Below are 20,488 nucleotides of genomic sequence, written 5' to 3' on the forward strand. Positions count from 1 at the left end.
GCGGGTCCCATATTGTTGGGGCCCGCCTCCACATGTCAGCGGCTGGCGCCCAGCGCCGCCCACGCCTTATTGCGGCGTTCAGCAAGATCGCGGCGCGCCTCCAAAGCATCCGCAAGGCTGACGGGCACAAAACGGGTCGCCGTTCCGGGAGCCGCCCTGGCAACCAGATCCATGTCGGCGCTGATCACGGTGCCCACCATCGCGTAGCCGCCGCCGGAGACGGCATCGCGGTGCAGGATGATCGGCTGGGTGCCGCCGGGAATCTGGATGGATCCCACGGCATACCCCGCGTCCACGATGTTGGAAGGGTCCGAGCCGGCGCCGAACGGCTGTTCGCGCTCTTTCCATTTCACCCCAGGTCCGGAGTAGCGAAGACCCATCCGGTCGGCCACGGGAGTCACTTTCCACTCCTCGTGGAGGAGATTGCCCAGGCCTTCGTCGGTCAGGCGGTGGTCGTACAACCCCAGCACGATCCGGACTTCCTGCTCCTTGGCGAAAACGGGCCGGTATTCATCCGGGACGCTTTCGGCCTGGGGGAGGCTTCCGCCGTTGAGGGGAGCGCCCACGGGGACAACGTCGCCCGCCTCGAGCTTGCGGCCCTTGAACCCGCCGATCCCGCCCAGGCTGTACGTGGACCGGCTGCCCAACACCTCCGGGACGTCGATGCCGCCCTGGACGGCGATGTAGTAGCGGGTGCCGCCCTGGATCACGCCGAAGGAAAGCTGGTCCCCGGCCTTCAGCAGCAGGCGGCTCCACTGCGGCCGCGGCTCCCCGTTGACCTTCACCTCCACAGGAGCGCCGGTGACGGCGATGACGGCGTCGCTGTCGGTGGTCAGCACCGGGCCCAGGTAGGTGCACTCAAGGACCGCTTCCCGTGCCGTGTTTCCCACCAGGGCGTTTCCCAGTTCGGTGGAGTACTGGTCCATGGAACCGCTTTGCGGTATGCCCACGTTGTAGTGGCCCGTTCGCCCCTGGTCCTGGACCGTGGTGGCCAGGCCCGGGTTTCCGATTTCAAATGCCATTGAGGGCCTCCATGAGTTCACGGTTGTAGCCTTCCGGGTCGGCCAGCGCCCTGGACAGGTCGAACGTCACCGGTGCCTGGCGGTAGCGGAAGGTGCCAGCGGAGATCTCCGCCTGGATGGTGTTGTATTCCGCCTCCGTGACCGGTTTGAACTTTACGATGTCCCCGGGGCGGAAGAACACCATGAAGTCCTTGAAGTCCGCCAAGGCCTGGCCGGGGTCGAAGATGGGGGCGGCGGCCACTCCGAACATCTGGTACCCGCCGGCGCCCCGGACCGAATAGATGCAGCCGAAGCATCCGCCGTGCCCCACGGTCAGCTTGGGGGTGTCGGTCCGCGGGCTCAGGTACTTGGGCACCTCCAGCTGCTTCTCGCGGTCCACCAGCTGGAACAGGAACGGCAGTCCGGCCACGAAGCCCACCATGGACACCAGCCACGGCTGTTCGTGGTGCCGCTGGATGAACTCCGTAGCATCCTTGAGGTGGTTGACCTTAGCCGCGTAATCGATGTCGCTGCCTGCAGGCTCCTGGTGGAACCCTTCACGGAACCGCTGGGCCACTTCCGCGGTGAAGGGGTCCTCGTACCAGACCGGAACCTCGACGATCCGGGTCTCCAGTGCCCGTTCCTGGTGGGACGTCAGGTCCCGCTCGATGTCGCGCACAGCAGTTTCCAGCTGTTCCGGAGGTAGGACGTCGGGGTCGAACCGCACTAGCAGGGATGCGTTGGCCGGGCAGATGTCAACGATTCCCGGAAGCGCGGCGTCGGATAACCTGCCGGCGATGGACATCACCTTGAAGTTCGCGGGCAGGCTCATCGCTTCGGAGACTTCCACGAACAGGAATTCGTCCCCGCCCCAGGTGTAGCGCGCACCCGGGAGGATGGCGGCTTCGGTGGTCATTTTGCCCCCATGAGGTCGGCTGCGGTTTCAATGAACTTGGAGTGGTGGCTGACTTCGGCGAATTCAGGCCGCGCCAGCAGCGCCAGGTGGACGGGGACGGTGGTCTTGACCCCTTCAATGTGTGTTGCCTCCAGCGCCGCCAAGGTGGCCGCGATGGCGGCGTCCCGGTCCGCGGCGTGGACGGCCAGCTTGGCCAGGAGGGAGTCGTAGTAAGGGCTCACCACCGAACCTGCTTCCACCCCGGTGTCCACGCGGATGCCATCACCCGATGGCCAGTCCAGGGACCGGATGGTTCCCGGGCTGGGGAAGAAGTGGTGGCTGGGGTCTTCCGCGTTGATGCGGCATTCGATGGCGTGGCCGCTGAAGTGCACGTCGTCCTGGGAGATGGACATGGATCCGGTGGAGGCAATCAGGAGCTGCTCGCGGACCAGGTCCACGCCGGTGATTTGCTCGGTGATGGGGTGCTCCACCTGGATGCGGGTGTTCATCTCAATGAATGCGGCCTCATGGTTCCCGGGGTCGTACAGGAACTCCACCGTCCCCGCCCCGTGGTACCCGCACTGGCGGGCAAGGGCCACGGAGGACTCCCGGATGGTGGCCCGGACGGCGTCCGGGAGGTTGGGTGCAGGGGCTTCCTCCAGTACCTTCTGCGAACGGCGCTGCATGGAACAGTCGCGGTCGCCGAGGTGGATGAAGTTGGTCCCGTCGCCCAGGACCTGCACCTCCACATGGCGGGCATGCTCCACGAACCGTTCCAGGTAGACGGTGGGGTCGCCGAAGATGGCGGCGGCCTCGCCCCTGGCCATCTCGATGGTTTCCAGCAGATCGCTCTCGTCATGCACGAACCGGATGCCCCGGCCGCCACCGCCGGCGGAGGCCTTCACCACCAGCGGGTACCCAATCGAACGCGCAATGTCGACGGCGTCCGCCTCCGGATCCAAGGGGCCGTCAGACCCCTTGAGCACGGGGACGCCGGCGTTGGCTGCCGCTTCCCGGGCCAGGGATTTGTTGCCCATCATGGAGATGGTGTCCGCGGTGGGGCCCACCCAGGTGAGGCCGGCCTCTGCCACCCTCCTGGCGAAGTCGGCGTTCTCCGACAGGAAACCGTAGCCCGGGTGGACGGCGTCGCACCCCTGCTCGAGGGCCGCAGCGACCAGGGCGTCCTGGTTCAGGTAGCTGGCGGTTGCCTGGGCCGGGCCCACCACCACGTAGTGGTCGGCTGTCCGGGCTGCCAGTGATTCCGCGTCGGGCTCGCTGACCCCCAGGACGGTTTCGATGCCCATGTCGCGGGCAGTCCTGGCGATCCGCACGGCGATCTCGCCGCGGTTTGCGATAAACAGTTTCATGGGCTGCCTTTATCCTTCCCGGATGACGACGATCGAGTCGCCCGGGTTGACCATGTCGCCTTCGTTGACTTCAAAGGATTCCAGGGTCCCGGCGACGTCGGACTGGATCTCGGTGAACTGCTTCATGATTTCCACGATGCCGATGGTCTGGCCGACTTCGATGGTGTCGCCTTCGTTGGCAAAGGGGGGTTTGCCCGGCCCGGGCTTGCGGTAGAAGACTCCGGGAAGGGGTGAAACGATGGTGGCCATGTGCTGCTCGCTTTCAGGAGTGGGCGGATCGGGATGAGTCGAGTGCCTTGCGCACGGCGGAGGCCACGGCGACGGCGTTGGGTGCATCCGAGTGAACGCAGATGCTCTGGAAGGCGATGTTCAGGGGAGTGCCGTCGACGGCGGTCACGGGTTCGCCAGCCACCGCCCGGCTGACGCGTTCCGCGGCGGCGTCCGGGTCGGTGGGCGCGGGCCGTCGCTGGATGAGGAGCTCGCCGCCGGGGCCGTAATTGAGGTCCACATAGAGTTCCGCAACGAAGTCCACGCCCATGGCGCGGCACACGGATTCATGGGCGGTCCCCGCCAGGCCGTAGAACGGAACGCCGAACTGTTTGGCTGTTCCGGCCGCCGCCTGCATAAGGCCTTCGTCTCCGGCGAGCATGCCATAGAGCGCGCCGTGGGGTTTGATGTGGTTCAGGGACAGCCCGTTCTTGGCCAGGAAGGCGGTCAGCGCCCCGGTCTGGTACAGGATGATCGACTCGACCTCCTCCGGGGTGAGCACCATGCGGCGGCGGCCGAACCCCATGGGATCGGGGAGCCCGGGATGGGCGCCCACGGCCACCCCGTGTTCGGCGGCAAGGGCCACCGTCCGGTTCATGACGTCCGGGTCCCCGGCGTGGTAGCCGCAGGCGACGTTGGCGACGTCGATGATTTCCATGAGCGCGGCGTCGTTGCCGAACTCGTGCAGGCCGAAGCCTTCACCCATGTCCGAATTCAGCAGCACCTGGGCAGGCGTGGTTTCCGTCACGTTTTTTTGCATGCAGGCAACGGTACAGAGAGGGCGAGCCTGCAGGAACTGGGCGGATCGCCGAATGTGGCCACCCGGATTATGCTTCTTGCACTAACAAGGAGGGGTTGCCATGCGTGTTGCCGATCTCGTGGCGGATGCTGCGCTGAACATCCGCCTTGCCGTGCCGGGCAGCCCCGGACGCCTGGCCCGGCCCATTGCATGGTGCGCTCCCACGGAGCACATGGACCCCACGCCGTTCCTCAGCGTCAACGCGCTGTTGCTCACCAACGGGATGGGCCTGAACGTCAGGGACTACCGCATCTGGGATGCGTACGTGGAGCGCCTGATGTCCGTTCCCGTTTCGGGTCTGGTTTTCGGCCTCGGCGCAGCGCACCGTGAACTGCCGCCGGGACTGGTGAAGGCCTGCGAAGCCCATGGCCTTCCACTGCTTGAGCTTCCTCCCGAAGTGCCGTTTGTCCAGGTGATGCGGCACGTGGACCAGCTCATCGCCGCCGAACGCTATGCCGAACTGCGCGCCGGGTGGGACCTGGCGGACGAGTGCACCAGGCTGGCGGCGGGTGGCCATTCGCTGGCGCAGGTCCTGGAACGGGTGGCCACCACCATCCGGGCGCGCGTGGCGGTCCTTGACCACAATGGGTTTGAACTCATGTCGGCAGGAACGGCCGCGGGCGGAACGGCACGGACCACCCTGAGCCTGCCCAGCGGCGGAATCCTCCGGTTCAGGCTGGCCATCGAAGGAATCAAGAGCAGCCTGGTGCTCCAGCCGCTGTTGGGCCCGGTGGCTGCGGTGATCGCCATGCAGCTGAGCTACACCCTTGGGTCCCGGTCGCCCCTGCATTCACGGGAAGCCGCCCGGTTCATCGAGGCGCTCTACGAGGCCAGGGGGACACCGGCCCCGGCCTTGCGGCGCTACGCCGCGGAGGCCGGGTTCGAGCCGGACGGGGCGTGGGGCTCCGTGCTGATCGGCGGCGCAGGGGAAGTTGCGCCGGCCAAGCTGCGGACCATCGCCTGGCGGGTCCGGGTGGGTCTGCAGGCCGAATTTGGGACCGTGCGGTTCATGGAGGAAGCCGGGCTCACCACGGTCCTGGTGCAGCGCCGGGAAGCGGGGATGGAGCTCATGGAAGCCGTCCAAAAGTCTTTCCAGGAGGCGCCGGAATTGTCCGCCGTCGTCTCTGGGTGCGGGAACCTGGACGAACTTCCGCTGGTGCTGCAGCTGGCCCGCCGCCGGATGGGTGAGCCGGGGCTCCATCGGGCGCCGGTCGCTGACCTGGCCGGTGTGGTGGAGGGCCTGCCTGGCGCCGGGCTGGTGGCGATGTCCCGGCGCCTCCTGGCGCCGTTGATGTCCGACGGCGGCACGGCCTTGCGCGAAACGCTTGACGCGTACCTGCGGTACAGCGGGAATACCCGCGAAACCTGCAGTGAGCTCTTCATCCACCGCAACACCCTGACATACAGGTTGCGCAAGATCGAGGAGCTTCTGCGGGTTGACCTCGCTGACGGCGAAGTGCGGGCCACCTGCCTGCTGGCACTGCGGATCGTCGCCGCCGGCACCTAGTCCGCGAACCCTGAATCACTGAAACCTAGTTGGCGGCCATCTCGGCGGCCGCCCTGGCGGCGCTGCTTTCGCGGACGTACAGGGTGGGTTCCAGTTGTACGGGGTCGGGCTTTTCGCCCCTGAGCACGGCCTGGATGAGCTGCACCGCCGTCCGTCCAATGTCCGCCATGGGGGAGTGGACCGAGGTCAGCGGAATGGGAAGTTCGGCGGCCAGGGAGGTGTCGTTGTAGCCCACCACGGCCACGTCCTGTCCTACGGTGAGGCCGCGGGCGCGGAGGGCTCCCATCGCGCCGATGGCGGCGAAATCGTTAACCGCGAAGATGGCGGTGGGGCGCGGCCGGCCGCTGGCGAGGATCTTTTCCCCGGCCTCCCGGCCGCCGGCGGTATCGAACCTGGACCACACCACGTCGTCGTCGGAAATGGTGCCGCCCAGGGACCGCCACCGGTCCAGGAAGCCTGCTGTGCGGTCGACGGCGGTGCTTGCGTAGGGCTCGCCGGCAATGACCGCCACCTGCCGGTGGCCCATCTCCCACAGGTGGCTGGCGACGAGTTCGCCGCCCACGACGTCGTCGCAGGTGGCGGACGGGTAGCCCGTCACCCGGCGGTTAATCAGCACGAACGGGACCTTCCGGTCCGTCAGTTCCTGCAGGAGGCCGCCGTCGAGATGGGCGTCGCCAATGATGAGGCCGTCCACCCGCCGCGCCAGCATGAGGTCGATCTTCCGCCGTTGTTCGTCCGGGTCATCGCGGGAGTTCATGACGAACGCGGAATACCCCACCTCGGCTGAGGCCTCGTCGATGCCCTCGTACATGATGGCCAGGACCAGGTCCGAAAGCCGGGGGACGATGACGCCCAGCAGTTTGGTCCGCCGCGTGCGGAGGCTGGCGGCCTGCGGGTCGGGGGAGTAGCCCAGCTTGCGGGCCAGTTCACGGACGCGTTCGGCGGTGGCGGCCGAGGCCGCTCCCTTGGCCACGTCGGAACCGGAATGCAGGACCCTGGAGACAGTGGACGGATGGACGCCCAGCTCCCTGGCCAAATCCTTCAGCGTGACCGTTCCGCTGCCGTCGGCCTTTTCTTTCATGTCCCTCTCCTGCCCACCGGGGCCACTGTAGCCCAGGTCTGCCCGGGCTGTCCGGAAGGGCGCCAAGGCAGCCCTTGACGTGACCCGCTTCACATCCTATAGTCGTTCATCAACGCTACCCAAACGTTTGGGTAGATCACCCACAAAAAATTTTCCGGTGCCCCCACCCCCAGGCGCCGCCCCCGTTTCCAGGCATCTCCCCTTTTTCGTGGACGATCACCCAATCGATTGGGTTGCGGACCGCGCAGCAAACATCCGGAGCTGAAATGACTGTTACCGACTCCCACGTCGTGCTGCTGGCTACTGGAGGCACCATCTCGTCGCGTTCTTCCGAGGCCGGCGGCGCGGTCGCCTCCGATACCGGCGAGCAGGTGTTCAAAGCCCTCGGCTCGCGTGTCTCTCACCCCGTCCGGGTGCTGGACGTGTTCCAGAAGGGGTCCTACCTCCTGACGTTCGACGACATGCTGAGGATCTGCGCCACCATCCAGGACGTCCTTAAGGACCCCAGCGTCCTGGGCGTGGTGGTCACCCACGGCACCGACACCATGGAGGAGACCGCCTACCTCGCGGACCTGACGCACACGGACGAGCGGCCGGTGGTCTTCACCGGCTCGCAGCGGGCCGCCGACTCCGACGCTCCCGACGGGCCGGACAACCTGGCCCGGGCCATCGCCGTCGCCGGTTCGAAGGACGGGCGGGGTAAAGGCGTCATGGTCCACTTTGCGGGCACCATCTTCCCGGCCGCCGGCGTGCGGAAAAGCCAAACTCTCCGGCTGAATGCCTTTGCGAACCCCGATTTCGGGGTACTTGGCCAGGTATCAGCCCAGGGAGAAGTTGCCATGGACGGCAGCGGCGGCAGGTTCGACGCCCTGCCCCTGCCCCAGCCGGGCGGCGGCTCCCCGCGGGTGGACCTGGTTGCCGCCTATCCCGGCGCCGATTCCACCCTGATGCACGCCGCCCTTGAAGCAGGAGCGGAAGGCATCGTCCTGCAAGGAACCGGAAGCGGCAATGCAAACGCCAGCCTCTGCGCAGAGGTGGCCGCCGCCGTCGCGTCCGGCGCCGTGGTGGTCACCAGCACCCGCGTGGACGCGGGACCGGTGGTGCCCATCTACGGGGCCGGCGGCGGTGGCGAAGACCTGCGCGTTGCCGGTGCCATCAGCTCCGGCCACCTCCGGCCGTCACAGTCGCTGATCCTGCTCAGCCTCCTACTCAGGATCAATCCTGACAGGGACCGGATTACCCAAATTTTTGCCCAACGAGGGAGGCCCCCTGAACCCTCCGCCTGACACCCAGAACATCCCGGTTTGAACGAATTGAAAGGAAAATCTCATGGCTAAGGACATTCAAGTCGCCTTCGGCGTGGACGTAGACGCAGTGGCAGGCATGCTCGGCTCCTACGGAGGAGAGGACTCCCCGTGCGACATCAGCCGCGGCCTGTTCAGCGGTGAAGTCGGCGGCCCCCGGCTGATCCGGTTGTTCCAGAAATACAACCTCCCGGCCACCTGGTTCGTGCCGGGCCACTCCATCGAAACCTTCCCCGAACTGACCCAGATGATCGTGGACGCCGGGCACGAGATCGGCGTGCACGGATATTCGCACGAAAACCCGATCGCCATGACCCGGGAGCAGGAGACCGCCATCCTGGACCGCGCGATTGAACTGATCGAAAAGGTATCCGGCCGCCGGCCCACCGGCTACGTTGCACCGTGGTGGGAGTTCTCGCCTGTCACCAACGAGATCCTCCTGGAGCGCGGCATCAAGTACGACCACTCCCTGATGCACCGGGACTTCGAGCCGTACTACGTCCGGGTCGGGGACTCGTGGAAGAAGATCGACTACACCAAGGACGCCCAGACATGGATGGAGCCCCTGGTGCGCGGGCAGGAAACGGACCTGGTGGAAATCCCGGCCAACTGGTACCTAGATGACCTGCCTCCCATGATGTTCATCAAGGCATCCCCGAACTCGCACGGGTTCGTCAACCCCCGCGACATCGAAGAAATGTGGCGGGACCAGTTCGACTGGGTCTACCGCGAAATGGACCAGGCCGTCTTCACCATGACCATTCACCCGGACGTCTCCGGCCGCCCCCAGGTGCTCCTCATGCTCGAGCGGCTCATCGAACACATCAACTCCCATGAGGGCGTCAGCTGGCTGACCTTCGACCAGATCGCCGACTCCTTCCTTTCCCGCAGCCCCCGTAAGGAGAACAAGTCATGACCATCCAAGAACCGGCTGTCGACCTGTCACAGCCCCGCCCGGACGAGAAGCGCCGCTTCCCGGTCTTTACCAAGCGCCACACAACGACCGCAACCGTCCTTGCCTTGCTGGCGTGGACCGTTGCCGTCTTTGACTACGGCTTGTTCGGTACCCTGCTGCCGGCCATGCAGCAGGAATTCGGCTGGTCCGCCACGGAGGCGTACGCCATCAACACGTGGATCGCGGTCGGCACCGCTGTCGTCTGCTTCGGCATCGGTCCCGTCATCGACAGGCTCGGCCGCCGCAAAGGCATGATGACCACCATTGGTGGGACCGCCGTCGTCTCCGGCCTGACGGCACTGATCCCTACGGGCGTGCCTTTCTTCAGCAACGCCATGCTGGTAGTGATTCGTTCGTTCGGTGGACTCGGATTCTCCGAGCAGGCCGTGAACGCCACCTACATGAACGAGGTGTACCAGGTCACAGAGGTGGCCGATAAGCGCAAGCGCCCCGGTTTCCACTACTCCTTCATCCAGGGCGGATGGCCGCTGGGGTTCCTGCTGGCCAGCGCACTCGCCCTGGCTTTCCTGCCCTCCCTGGGCTGGCGCGCCCTGTACCTCATGGCCACGATTCCCGCTGCAGTGATCGTCTGGGTGATCGCCAAGAAGCTCAAGGAAACTCCCCAGTTCGAACTGCACCACAAACTGACCGAGCTCGAAAAGCACGGAAAGACGGAGGAGGCCCACTCCCTGGCCCACGCTTACGGCGTCGAGCACTCCTCGGCAGCCCCGCTCAAGCGCATCTGGGAGCCGCACCTGCGCCGGAACACCATCGTCTTCTCGCTGGCCTGGATCTTCAACTTCTTCGGCATCATGATCTTCAGCATCCTCGGCTCCTCCGTCCTGAAGAACGCCAAGGGCGTTGAACTCTCGGACGCCTTCTGGATGCTGATCGTCATCAACATGCTGGCCTACTTCGGCTACGTCTTCCACGGCTGGCTGGGCGACAAGATCGGCCGCAAACGGACCATCATCGGCGGCTGGATCCTCTCCGGCATCTCCTTCACCATCATGCTCAGCCCCATCGCCACCAGCCCGTTCATGATCATCCTGACCTACGGCGCCGGCCTGTTCTTCCTGGTGGGCCCGTATGCGGCCATCCAGTACTTCATGGCCGAGTGCTACCCGGTCAGCTGCCGGGCCACCGGAACCTCGTTCATCGGCGCCATGAGCCAGCCCGGCGTGATCCTCGGCGGCGCCCTGTTCACCGCTGCCGCAGCCGGCGCCGGAACTGGGCCCGCCGCTCTGTGGGTCGGAGCCGTGGGAACCCTGTTCTCCGGACTGCTGATGATCGCCGCCAAGCCCCCCGCCGAAGCCCTCCTGGAGGACCACCCCCATGACGTCGCCTAACAAGGCCGCCATCATCACCGGTGCCGCCAGCGGCATCGGCCGCGCCCTCGCCGTCCACTACGCCCGCAAGGGGGTGGTGTCCATCATCGGCACCTTCCCCGGCGACCCCCACGACCCAGAGGAAACCCTCCGCCTGGTCAAAGAGGCCAACGGGGAAGCGGTGATCCACGAAGTGGATGTACGCACCACCGCGTCCGTGGACGCCCTGGCCCAGCGGGCCGTGGACGAGTACGGCCGGCTGGACTACGCCATCGCCAACGCCGGAATCCTGCGCAACTCCCCGCTGGGGGAGATGACGGACGAGCGCTGGCATGACATGCTCAACGTTGACCTCACCGGCGTGCTGCGCACGCTGCGTGCCGGGGCGGAGAGAATGACCGACGGCGGAGCACTGGTTGCGGTCTCGTCCATCGCCGGCGGGGTTTACGGCTGGGAGGAACACGCCCACTATGCCGCCGCCAAGGCAGGCGTGCTGGGCCTGGTCCGCAGCGTGGCCGTAGAGCTCGGCCCGCGGCAGATCCGCGCCAACGCCGTCATCCCCGGCCTCATCGAGACCCCGCAGTCCCTCGACCCGGTGAACTCGCTGGGACCGGAGGGCCTGAAGCGTGCCGGGAACGACATCCCCTGGGGCCGGGTGGGCAAACCGGAGGAAGTGGCCAGCGTCATCGGCTTCCTCACCTCCGACGATTCCCGCTACGTCACGGGGCAGGCGCTGGTGGTTGACGGCGGCCTCACTGTGAAGATGCGCGCCTGACAGCCCAAAGAAAGGACACCATGAACACATCGACTCATGCTTTCGGAAACGCCCAAGCCTCGAACGGCCGCCGTGTGGTGGTCACCGGCGGTTCCAGCGGAATCGGCAAAGCCATCGCCGAGGCCTTCCTGGCCAACGGCGACCGTGTTGCCGTGCTGGACCGGGCCGGAGAGGACGGCGCCATCCGCGTGGACGTGGCCGATGAAGCCAGCGTGCGCGCGGCCTTCGCCGAGGCCCGGGAGGCGCTGGGCGGCATCGACGTCCTGGTCAACAGCGCGGGCCTGCTGACGGAGTCTCCGCTGGAGGACATGTCCCTGGACATGTGGAATGAGACCCTCACTGTGGACCTGACCGGTGTGTTCCTGTGCTGCCGGGAGGTGGTGCGGGAGATGCGGCAACGCAAGTGGGGCCGCATCATCAACATCGCCTCCCAGCTGGCCATCAAAGGCGGTGTGGGGCTGACGCATTACAGTGCCGCCAAGGCCGGCGTCGTCGGCCTTTCCAAGGCGCTTGCCCTGGAAACGGCGGCGGACAATGTGCTGGTCAACTGCATCGCCCCGGGGCCGATCGAGACGCCGCTGGTGGAAGGCATTTCGGAAAGCTGGAAGGCCGCGAAGCGCGCCGAGCTGCCGTTGGGGCGCTTCGGGACGCCCGCGGAAGTGGCTCCCGCGGCTCTCCTGCTGGCCAGCGATCCGGGTGGAAACCTGTTTGTGGGACAGACGCTGGGACCCAACTCCGGCGATGTGATGCCTTAAGGAAAGGGAGCGACATGTGCGGTGCCTGCGGAAGGACCACCGTGGCGGACCCCGCCCTGGGCCCGGCGCGGACCATGCGGCAACACCTGATCGTGGCAGCGACGGTCAATGCCGTCTGCGCCGGCCTCCCCGGTGCTCCGAAGGTGACAGCCCTCAATGACGGGTGGCTGATGACCGGGGCCGCCGGAGCCTCCGCGCAGTGCCAGACGCTCAACGAACTGTGGTCCGCGGTGCTCGGGTGCTTCAAGGATGCATCCGTGTTGGACCAGCTGAACGGCCGCCGGCAGGCATACGCGGCTGATCCGGCCAATGCGGGCCTGCCTGCGCGGGCAGCCGGTCTTCTGCCGGACCCCGAATACTACCAAGGAGATTTTGCATGACTGATTACTCCCCGCTCTGGTCACCCATCCGGATCGGTGCCACCGAGTTAGACAACCGGGTGGCCCTGGCACCCATGACGCGGATCAGCGCCACCGAGGATGGGCATGCCACAGACAGAATGGCGTCCTACTACCGGACCTTTGCACGTGGAGGCTTCGGTCTGCTGATCACGGAAGGCATCTACCCGGACACCGCCCACAGCCAGGGCTACCATCACCAGCCCGGCATTGCGACGGAGGAGCAGGCCCGGTCCTGGGCCACGGTGGTCGACGGCGTCCATGCGGAGGGTGCCAAGATCTTCGCCCAGCTGATGCATGCGGGGGCGCAGAGCCAGGGTAACAGGTTTGTGGCCTCCTCTGTGGGGCCATCGGCGGTGGCACCCAAGGGGGAGCAGCTGGGGTTCTACCGCGGCGAAGGTCCGTACCCGGTTCCTTCCGCGATCACCCTGTCCCAGATGAAGGAAGTCCGGGACGGGTTCGTCACGGCCGCGCTGCATGCGCAGCAGGCGGGGTTCGACGGCGTGGAGATCCATGGTGCCAACGGGTACCTGCTGGATCAGTTCCTCACGGACTACCTGAACCAGCGCGACGACCACTACGGTGGTTCAGCCGAAAACAGGGTGCGATTCGCCGCTGAAATCTGCCGGGACGTCCGCGAGGCTGTTGGCCCGGACATGACCGTTGGTATCCGCATTTCCCAGTCCAAGGTCAGCGACACCGAGCACAAGTGGAGCGGGGGAGTGGAGGAAGCCGAGGTCATTTTCGCCACCTTGGGCGGGACGGGGATTGATTTTGCCCACACCACCGAATACCGCGCCACCGAGGCCGCGTTCGCGGATGCCGGGGAGACCCTGGCTGCGCTGGCGAAGAGGTACTCGGGCCTTCCGGTGATTGCCAACGGCAAGCTTGATGATCCGGATACCGCCGTGTCCATGCTGGTGGACGGCTCGGCGGATGTCGTGGCGCTGGGCAAGGGGGCGCTGGCCAACCGGAACTGGCCCCACCTTGTCCGCAACAACCTGGAGTTCGGGGAGCTCGACCCCGCCGTGTTCGCTCCTTTGGCGGACGTCAAGGACTGGGAGCTGGAAGATCCCGCATAAGTCTCAACAATGGGCCGTGTGACATCCGGCGCCCGGCTGGGCGTCACGCGGCTCTCACCCCGCGGGCCGGGCCAGGCGCCGGAGCAGGGACACGGCATCGTCGACGGGCACAGGCTGGAAGAACTGCGCGTCGGCGAGTTCGACGGCAGCGATTGCGCGCGGCGCCAGCTGGGCTCCGGCGCCGGTGACGCGCAGCCGTTTGGCACGGGTGTCCGCCGGATCGACTTCCCGTTCGATGAGTCCCTTGGCTTCCAGTGCGCGCAGGACCTGGGAGGCCATCTTGACGTCGGTGCCGGCCTGCCGTGCCAGGGCCAGCTGGTTCGGGTGCTCACCTTGGTTATTGAGCCACCAGGCGCAGGCGAGCAGCACGAACTGCACGTGGGTGAGATCGAGCGGCGCGAGTGCTGCCGCGATGTCCCGCTGCCAGCGCAGCGTGGTGTGCCAGAGCAGGAATCCTGGACTTTCGCCGGGGTTGAGAGGCATCAGCCGCCGGCCATCCTGACCAGCGCGGCCATGGTCTCGGGCCAGTCGGCGGTGATGCCGGGTCCAATCTGCGGGCCGGCTTCGTCTGCGCCGCTTCCGGTGAGCTCCATCCGGTACACCACCCGGTTCCGGTTGGGTTCGATGGTGTCGATGCGGTGGGTGGTCCTTAGGAGAAGGTTGCCGAAGCGGGCCTCGTCCACGAACCGTTCGTTTTCAATAGCTTCGGCGATGACCAGCGGGATCGGATCGTCACCCGGGGGCGTCATCAGGATCTGCGAGCCCGCGGCGAACGGGCCGTTGATCTCGATCTTCTCGATCTCCCCGTTCCAGGCGCCCCAGTTCTCGACGTCGGACCACAGCCGCCAGATGGACTCAGGCGTGGCACTGGTTTCGATGCTGTTCTCGTATTCCCACATGGTGGCCTCCTCAGCAGATGGTCTATGCAAAGATTATCTATGCGCAGACTATTTCTGTCCAGAGGCAACCCGTGGCGCTCCTGTATCCTGACATGTAGGTTCAAGGGCTTCAGCGCCCCATCGACCAAGCCCGGTTTACTGCCGGATGTCGGTCTGGAATCCTGGCCCGCCGCCTTGGACGTCATCGAACCGCCACTGCAATCGTCAGGATCCGATTGCCCCCAATATCTTGGAATGGATCTTCATCCCTACTCACACCCCAGCTCCCGCGGGAATCCCACCCGCTGACCCCAAACCTTCGCGCGCTGCTGCGGTGGATGGATACGTGGCCTGGGTTGAGGCCGGCGCCGGCATGACCGCGCGGTGGCGCTCGGCGAACGGCAGGCCGGCACCGGGGCGCGTGGAAGTGGTGGACGACTCCCTCACGGCCGAGGATGCGTACCGCATGGCGTCACAGGGGATCGCGATGCTCTGGCACGGCGACTTCCACAACGCGCGGCAGATCCTCAACGCCCTGGACCGCCGGATAGGCACCGGAAAGAAGGCCGGCGGAACCCCTGCCGAGCAGTTCTACCGGCACCGGCAGTCCGCCTCGCACCGGGCACGCATTCTGGGCCTGCTGCTGATTCCCCTCGATCCGGGCCCAGTGGTGCCGCTGCGCCGCGCACCGGATATCCGGGAAGCCGCGGCGGAAGCGTACGGAGGCATTGGAGAATCTTCCGTGGTGTCCCTGCACGAGCTCGTCGGGGCCGTCGGCGCCCACGAGTGGCGGCGGAATGGTGTCTACGTCGATGCTCTGCAGGACCGCATCCACCCGCATTACGGCACGTTCTTTCCCACCCGCAGCGAGTACGTGGATCTCGTGGCGGCGGCCGCACTGCCCTCCGATACGCTGGCGTTCGACGTCGGAACCGGCACCGGAGTGCTCGCCGCCGTCCTCGCCCGCCGCGGCGTCCGCCGCGTGATCGCCACCGACAACGAGCCGCGTGCCATCGCCTGCGCCACTGAGAATTTCCGGAACCTCGGTGTCCAGGACCGCGCGGAGGCGGTCCTGACCGACATGTTCCCGCCCGGACGGGCACCGCTGATCGTGTGCAACCCGCCCTGGATTCCGGCCACGCCGCATTCCAGCCTGGACAGCGCCGTCTACGACCCTGGGAGCAGGATGCTGTTCCGCTTCCTGAACGAACTCCCCGGCCATCTGGAGCCGGGCGGTGAGGGCTGGCTGGTCCTGTCCGACTTGGCCGAGCACCTGGGCCTGCGGTCGCGGAAGGACCTGCTGGCCGCCGTCGAAGCGGCCGGGCTGAAGGTGACGGAGCGGCTCGACACCAAGCCAACGCATCCGAAAGCTTCCGACCGCGAAGATCCCCTGTTCGCGGCGCGCTCGGCCGAGGTCACGTCACTGTGGCGGCTTGTCAGCCGCTAGCACCGCTGGCGATCCTACCGAAGAGATGGTTTTCACACCGATCACGGACCTCGGGCTCCCGTAGCGGAGGCGGCTGCGGGACTCGCCATCCGTTCCCGTTATCGAAAAAAGGGGGGAGCGTTGGCTTCTGGCGCCTCTTGCCGTCAGTGTTGGCTGGGCGTAACGTCCGCAGCATAAGGGTTGCCTTTGGAGGCCTCCATGCGTGTGCTGCTGCGCCGTTTCATCTCCATGACATCAGTCTTGTCTGTCTGCCTCGGCCTTTCGGCGTGCACCGTCGCCGAGACGCCATCCCCGGCACCGACTACGGAGGCCCGCACGGTCCCACCGTTTTCCACGGTCCCACCGTTGCCGGACAGCGGCCACATCGACCCAGGTACATATCTCGTCACCAGTTTCGCAGAGAATTTCGAGATCACCGTCCCGGACGGCTGGTCGGCCGACGGTGATGGCTTGCGAAAGGACGACCCGGATCACCCGGATGCGATGGCGGTCTTCGTGGGTTGGTGGCACTCCGACCATGTGCCGACGGACGCATGCGCGTGGCAGGGCGCGCTCGTCGAGGTCAATCCGTCGGCCAATGCATTCGTCGACGCGATGATGGCGCAGACGTCAACGGCGAGCACCCCTCCGGTCGAGGTTGTGGTTGGCGATTATTCCGGCGTCGAGTTCGATCTCTCCGTCGAGGGTGACAGGGACATCAAAGCCTGCGACAACGGTCAGTTTTGCGTTCACTCAGAATATTCGAACCTATGCACCCGCTGGTACTCGAGCGCCGCTGAGCGCGAAACTTACCGGGTGGTCAACCTGCACGGCCAACGCGCAATGTTCTGGGTGGTCCAATTCCACGAATCGATCAATCCGGAGCTGACACGAGAGGCACGCGCCGTCTTCGACTCGATCGTGTTCAAGCTCCGACAAGTGACCAGCTAGTGCGGTAGGCGATCTCCTTGCGGGACGGACGGACCAGGCACTTAGGCCTTTCTCTTTTCCGGAAGTACTGACGAAATAGGCCATTGGCGTTCGCGTTTGACGCGCGCTGCCAGGGGCCCGGGCGGAGCACATAAGCGACGAGGAGTCGCGAAGTGCGTTCAACCAGCGTCACTATCGCTGAATTGTTTCCTTTCCCCATGATGAGGGCACCTACCAAATGGCCAGCTTCCTCCCTGGTGGCGGTGTGGGCTGGGCGGTCCCCGATCTTCAGCTCATCAGTAATGTACTTGCGTGGCTTCACCTTGGTCCTGGACCTTGGTCGCCTGCTGAACTTAACCGAACGCAGCAGGCGGGCAGATCCTGCTGGAACGGGTGGATGCTGAATTGGTAGAGCGCACGCTTCTCAACCAAGCCCTATGGGCCCCTTCTTCGCGATCGGCGCGTCGAACTGCGCATGATCCAATACCTCTTTCAGATTGGTGTTGCGACGTTCGTGAGAAGCCGCCCTGCGTTAATTGGGTGCGGCCCCGTACTCGGTCAGGCCGTTCCTGATCGCAAACAGGGTGGCCCCCACCCGGTTGGTTGCACCGATCTTGGTGTAGATGTGCTCCACGTGGTTGCGGACGGTCTTCCGGGAGAGGAAGAGGCTGTCCGCGATCTCGGCCGGAGTCATGCCGCGGCAGAGCATGCCGAGGATTTCCACTTCCCGCGGGGTGAGCCCAGCCGCGGCGGCATGCGAACGGCGGGGCTGCTGGCCGGCCGCCACAAGTACGGCCTCCACTGCTCCGGCGGCGAGCCTCCCGGCTGAAACTTCCTGCCGGAGACGGGCGGCCGCATCAGCCGGCGTGAGTGCGGGCCGGTGCGGGCGTGGCTCCACGGAGGCATGGTAGGAGTCCGCTGCCGCCAGGATCCGCTGCTTGATCCCCAGCTCGTTTCCGCCGATCCCTCGTGGATAGCCGGACCCGTCCAGCCGCTCGTGGTGTGAGCCGGTGAGGGCGGCCTCGCCCTTCAGGCCGGGAACGCGGCTGAGGATCCGCTCGCCCAGAAACGGATGCATGCGGATACGTTCCAGCTCCAGCCCGGAGAGGGGCTCCTTCTTGTCCCACACCTGGTTGGATACCCCCAGGCGGCCCAGGTCGTGCACCCAGCCTGCGCGGCGGAGCTCCGTGACGTCGTCCGCCGGCAGCCCATGCTCCTCGCCCGCGGCCGCTGCCAAGGCCGCCACCGCGCGGGAGTGTCCGGCCGTGTAGGGGGACTTGAGGTCTGCAAAGTCGCCGATGGCGCGCAGCACTGTATCCAGCTGGCTGCCCGACAGGGGAGCGTCAGTGGGAGCCAGGTCAAGGGCCGCCTGCCAGCAGTCGACATCGAGGAGTCCTTCGGTGAGTGCCTGGGCCTGGTCGATGAACAGCCCGGCCAGTGCGGGATCGAACTGGCTGCCGCGGCGGGCCCGCACCATGGCCACCGCGCCGGCCACTCCTTCCCTCCGCAGGAAGACCTCGGCCGTATCCGCCAGGTGCATGATCCGCATCTCCAATGGAATGTCCGCCCCCGCCACCCCCTCCGGCAGGCCCTTGCCGTCCCACCGCTCAAAGGTGTGGGTGAGCAGTCCTGCCACGCCGTCGTCGAGCCCTACACTGCTGGCCAACACCCCGGCCGAGACGCAGTGCGAGGCAATCATGGTCCGCACCGCCCCGCTGCCGGTCGCCGCGAAACGCGTCCAGCGGGCAACGCGGGCCAGCGGCGGGAGGCCGGCGCCGGCGTGGCTGAACATGCCGGCGTACATGGGCAGGCCGTGCTGGTCGCGGTCGTAATAGTCGGCACGGAAGGCGATATCGTCCGTGAACAGCGCGGCGAGTTCAAAGGAATCCGCGTGGCAGCCGATCCAGGCCAGCTGGTTGGCGTAGTAGATCCTGCCCTGGCCGGCGGCGTCAACGCCCGCAGCCCCGGCGATCCGCAACGCCAGCAGGGACGCACGCAGCATGTGCTCCATCGGCTGCCCCAGCCCCAGGTCGATGGCGAGCGACAGCGCGGCCAGGACTTCGCTGCGCCGCGGCGCAGCCGGTGACTGCATCACACCTGCCATTCTAGGAAGCCGCCGGCCGCGGCAGTAGGAACCACGCGTGCGGCTGTTATGCCGTCTGGTTCCTCCCGGTCCGTGCCTGGACGGGGCCTGGTCCGGCGGATCGTGCGGTGGACGGGAACCTCACGCCCACCTGCGCTCCGAAAAGTCCACGCTGTGGAAGCCAGAAGTCCGCCAGGTGGTCCTGGACCGGCAGTGGGCCCGGAGCTCCCGCGTCCTCCCCCCGGATGGTGGCCTGGGAATCCGTCACGAGCCACAGCTGCCGTGGCTGGGCCTGGAATGTCTGGCCGTTAGGCACCACACCCGAGACTTTCATCCTGCCCGCGCCGAGCAGCGGGCCGGCGAATGCCCCCATGGCCCGGAGCACCAGCTCGTTCCGCCAGAGGCTTTCCGGCATCCGCACGGCCATGGCAGTCAGCATCGTGGTGGCCGCGGAGGTGCCCAGCTGCAGGCGCCAGTCGAGGACTCCCGGCACCGTAATCAGCGCGGTGAAGGGCCCGCTCCACTGGATGTCGACGTGGGTCTCCACCGTATGGTGGACCGCCGCCCCGAAGTAGCGGGCGCAGCTGAACTCGGGCGCGGTGTTGGCGTAGATGGTCCACTCGCCGCCGGGCGTCCGGTGCCAGACGGAGCGGTAGCCGGGGCCAACGGAGCTCACCGGGAAATCCCGGAACGCCAAGTAGTGGCCGCTGGTGAAAGGCAGCCCCAGGACGGCGTAGCCGGCGAAGTGCTCGGCGGCGTCCTCGGGAAGGTCGGCAACGTTCGGTGTTGCCTCTGCTGATGACTGCGGCTGGTAGATGGTCATGGCCGCCTCCTTGTCTCTATGAGGCGAGACTATGACCGGGCCGCAGCAGCGGCATGGGGCAGTTGCCCCATTTGGCATCGGCTTTTATGCGGCGTCGAGCCAGTCCTGGAACGTCTGGCGTCCGACGGCGGAACCCGGCGCCGGGATCAGCCCGCCGTTGCGCATTGCCTTGCCCATGGGGCCCGGCACCCGGAGCGGAACGATCAGTTTTTTCTGCTGCGTCTTGGCCAGATAGGCCGCCACCAGGCCTTTCAGGTGTTCGGTCCGCGGGCCGCCGAGGTCTGGAATGCGTCCCTTCGGCCCGGACTCGGCCGCATCCACCAAGGCTGCGGCTACCTCCTTTGCCGCAACCGGCTGGGTGACCATCGTGGGCACGAAGACCAGCGGGCACACTGAGGCGGCCTTGATGGACATCGGCACGAACTCGTGGAACTGGGTGGACCGGAGGATGGTCCACGGAATGCCGCCGTGCCTGACTTCGTCCTCCTGCACCAGCTTCCCGGCGTACAGTCCCGAATTGGCTTTATCGATGCCCACAATGGACAGCACCACATGGTGCTTTACGCCGGCCTTCTTCCCGGCTGCCAGCAGGTTCTGGGTGGCGTTGGTGAAGAAATCCACGGCTTTCTTGGTGGACAGGACCTGGATGCCGGAGACGTCGATGACGGTGTCGACGTCCTGGAGTGCCTGGTCGAGGCCGCGCCCGGTGAGGAGGTCCACCCCTTCGGCGCGGCTGAGGCTGACCACGTGATGCCCGCGCTCCCTGGCGATGGCCACAACGTGGCGGCCCACTGTCCCGGTTCCCCCTGCAACGGCAATCCTCATGGAAGGAAT

At 66.4% G+C, this 20,488-nt stretch carries 21 protein-coding genes; 10 read left to right on the plus strand and 11 right to left on the minus strand.

The genetic code is table 11. From position 1 onward, the window contains the following. Nucleotides 1-35 precede the first annotated feature (35 nt). The 5 genes from LDO86_RS04985 to pxpA are packed head-to-tail and all read right to left on the minus strand — an operon-like array spanning nucleotide 36 to nucleotide 4,290. A complete protein-coding gene (locus LDO86_RS04985; protein ID WP_144600675.1) occupies nucleotides 36-1,022 on the minus strand; it encodes a biotin-dependent carboxyltransferase family protein in 987 nt (328 codons plus the stop codon). Continuing rightward, nucleotides 1,012-1,917 (minus strand): allophanate hydrolase subunit 1, encoded by a 906-nt coding sequence (locus tag LDO86_RS04990; RefSeq protein WP_144600674.1) that lies wholly within the window; start codon nucleotides 1,915-1,917, stop codon nucleotides 1,012-1,014. The genes LDO86_RS04985 and LDO86_RS04990 overlap by 11 nt, the downstream gene beginning before the upstream one ends. After that, a complete protein-coding gene (locus LDO86_RS04995; RefSeq protein WP_144600673.1) occupies nucleotides 1,914-3,263 on the minus strand; it encodes an acetyl-CoA carboxylase biotin carboxylase subunit in 1,350 nt (449 codons plus the stop codon). The genes LDO86_RS04990 and LDO86_RS04995 overlap by 4 nt, the downstream gene beginning before the upstream one ends. Before the next feature lie 9 nt (nucleotides 3,264-3,272). Then, a complete protein-coding gene (locus tag LDO86_RS05000) occupies nucleotides 3,273-3,512 on the minus strand; it encodes an acetyl-CoA carboxylase (RefSeq protein ID WP_018770516.1) in 240 nt (79 codons plus the stop codon). 13 nt (nucleotides 3,513-3,525) lie between these two features. Then, complete coding sequence (gene pxpA, locus LDO86_RS05005; RefSeq protein WP_018770515.1) at nucleotides 3,526-4,290, minus strand: 5-oxoprolinase subunit PxpA; 765 nt, start codon at nucleotides 4,288-4,290, stop codon at nucleotides 3,526-3,528. Between the two features lie 100 nt (nucleotides 4,291-4,390). Between pxpA and LDO86_RS05010 the strand changes: the two genes are divergently transcribed. After that, a complete protein-coding gene (locus LDO86_RS05010) occupies nucleotides 4,391-5,836 on the plus strand; it encodes a PucR family transcriptional regulator (RefSeq protein WP_224084310.1) in 1,446 nt (481 codons plus the stop codon). Between the two features lie 25 nt (nucleotides 5,837-5,861). Here the strand turns inward: LDO86_RS05010 and LDO86_RS05015 are convergent, their stop codons facing one another. Then, on the minus strand, nucleotides 5,862-6,917 hold the full coding sequence (locus LDO86_RS05015) for a LacI family DNA-binding transcriptional regulator (RefSeq protein WP_224084311.1): 1,056 nt from the start codon (nucleotides 6,915-6,917) through the stop codon (nucleotides 5,862-5,864). 266 nt (nucleotides 6,918-7,183) lie between these two features. On the opposite strand from LDO86_RS05015, the gene LDO86_RS05020 reads away from it, so the two are divergent. From LDO86_RS05020 to LDO86_RS05050, 7 genes are read left to right on the plus strand one after another with little or no spacing between them, the layout of a single operon-like run. After that, nucleotides 7,184-8,203 (plus strand): asparaginase, encoded by a 1,020-nt coding sequence (locus LDO86_RS05020; RefSeq protein ID WP_224084312.1) that lies wholly within the window; start codon nucleotides 7,184-7,186, stop codon nucleotides 8,201-8,203. Nucleotides 8,204-8,246: 43 nt separating this feature from the next. Beyond that, nucleotides 8,247-9,137, plus strand: coding sequence for a polysaccharide deacetylase (locus LDO86_RS05025; protein ID WP_018770511.1), 891 nt, complete (start codon nucleotides 8,247-8,249; stop codon nucleotides 9,135-9,137). Then, entirely contained in the window at nucleotides 9,134-10,525 is a 1,392-nt protein-coding gene (locus LDO86_RS05030) for an MFS transporter (RefSeq protein WP_144600668.1), read from the plus strand. The genes LDO86_RS05025 and LDO86_RS05030 overlap by 4 nt, the downstream gene beginning before the upstream one ends. Beyond that, nucleotides 10,512-11,279, plus strand: a complete 768-nt coding sequence (locus LDO86_RS05035) for an SDR family oxidoreductase (RefSeq protein WP_144600667.1) — start codon at nucleotides 10,512-10,514, stop codon at nucleotides 11,277-11,279. Before LDO86_RS05030 ends, LDO86_RS05035 begins: the two co-directional genes overlap by 14 nt. Nucleotides 11,280-11,299: 20 nt before the next feature. After that, entirely contained in the window at nucleotides 11,300-12,034 is a 735-nt protein-coding gene (locus LDO86_RS05040) for an SDR family NAD(P)-dependent oxidoreductase (RefSeq protein ID WP_018770509.1), read from the plus strand. A gap of 41 nt (nucleotides 12,035-12,075) precedes the next feature. After that, nucleotides 12,076-12,414, plus strand: a complete 339-nt coding sequence (locus tag LDO86_RS05045) for a hypothetical protein (RefSeq protein WP_224084313.1) — start codon at nucleotides 12,076-12,078, stop codon at nucleotides 12,412-12,414. Then, nucleotides 12,411-13,514 carry an NADH:flavin oxidoreductase gene (locus tag LDO86_RS05050; RefSeq protein WP_224084314.1) on the plus strand — a complete coding sequence of 368 codons (1,104 nt, stop codon included), beginning with the start codon at nucleotides 12,411-12,413 and terminating at the stop codon, nucleotides 13,512-13,514. Before LDO86_RS05045 ends, LDO86_RS05050 begins: the two co-directional genes overlap by 4 nt. 54 nt (nucleotides 13,515-13,568) lie before the next feature. Here the strand turns inward: LDO86_RS05050 and LDO86_RS05055 are convergent, their stop codons facing one another. Next, complete coding sequence (locus LDO86_RS05055; RefSeq protein ID WP_018770506.1) at nucleotides 13,569-13,997, minus strand: MarR family transcriptional regulator; 429 nt, start codon at nucleotides 13,995-13,997, stop codon at nucleotides 13,569-13,571. Next, nucleotides 13,997-14,413, minus strand: coding sequence for a hypothetical protein (locus LDO86_RS05060; RefSeq protein ID WP_018770505.1), 417 nt, complete (start codon nucleotides 14,411-14,413; stop codon nucleotides 13,997-13,999). The genes LDO86_RS05055 and LDO86_RS05060 overlap by 1 nt, the downstream gene beginning before the upstream one ends. A 352-nt stretch (nucleotides 14,414-14,765) precedes the next feature. Between LDO86_RS05060 and LDO86_RS05065 the strand changes: the two genes are divergently transcribed. Together LDO86_RS05065 and LDO86_RS05070 are read left to right on the plus strand one after the other, a co-directional pair. Beyond that, entirely contained in the window at nucleotides 14,766-15,839 is a 1,074-nt protein-coding gene (locus LDO86_RS05065; protein WP_224084470.1) for a class I SAM-dependent methyltransferase, read from the plus strand. Between the two features lie 198 nt (nucleotides 15,840-16,037). Beyond that, on the plus strand, nucleotides 16,038-16,769 hold the full coding sequence (locus LDO86_RS05070) for a hypothetical protein (RefSeq protein WP_134165546.1): 732 nt from the start codon (nucleotides 16,038-16,040) through the stop codon (nucleotides 16,767-16,769). A gap of 511 nt (nucleotides 16,770-17,280) precedes the next feature. Here the strand turns inward: LDO86_RS05070 and LDO86_RS05075 are convergent. The 3 genes from LDO86_RS05075 to LDO86_RS05085 form a co-directional block, all read right to left on the minus strand. Beyond that, the gene (locus tag LDO86_RS05075) at nucleotides 17,281-18,840 is read right to left on the minus strand and encodes an HD domain-containing phosphohydrolase (RefSeq protein WP_224084471.1); all 1,560 of its coding nucleotides are present in this window, start codon (nucleotides 18,838-18,840) and stop codon (nucleotides 17,281-17,283) included. A gap of 58 nt (nucleotides 18,841-18,898) precedes the next feature. Then, a complete protein-coding gene (locus LDO86_RS05080; protein WP_224084315.1) occupies nucleotides 18,899-19,654 on the minus strand; it encodes a hypothetical protein in 756 nt (251 codons plus the stop codon). An 84-nt stretch (nucleotides 19,655-19,738) separates the two neighbouring features. Then, nucleotides 19,739-20,479 (minus strand): NAD(P)H-binding protein, encoded by a 741-nt coding sequence (locus LDO86_RS05085; protein ID WP_224084316.1) that lies wholly within the window; start codon nucleotides 20,477-20,479, stop codon nucleotides 19,739-19,741. Nucleotides 20,480-20,488: the final 9 nt, after the last annotated feature.

Origin of the sequence: Arthrobacter sp. StoSoilB19, assembly GCF_019977275.1 — a bacterium.
Taxonomy (GTDB): Bacteria; Actinomycetota; Actinomycetes; order Actinomycetales; family Micrococcaceae; genus Arthrobacter.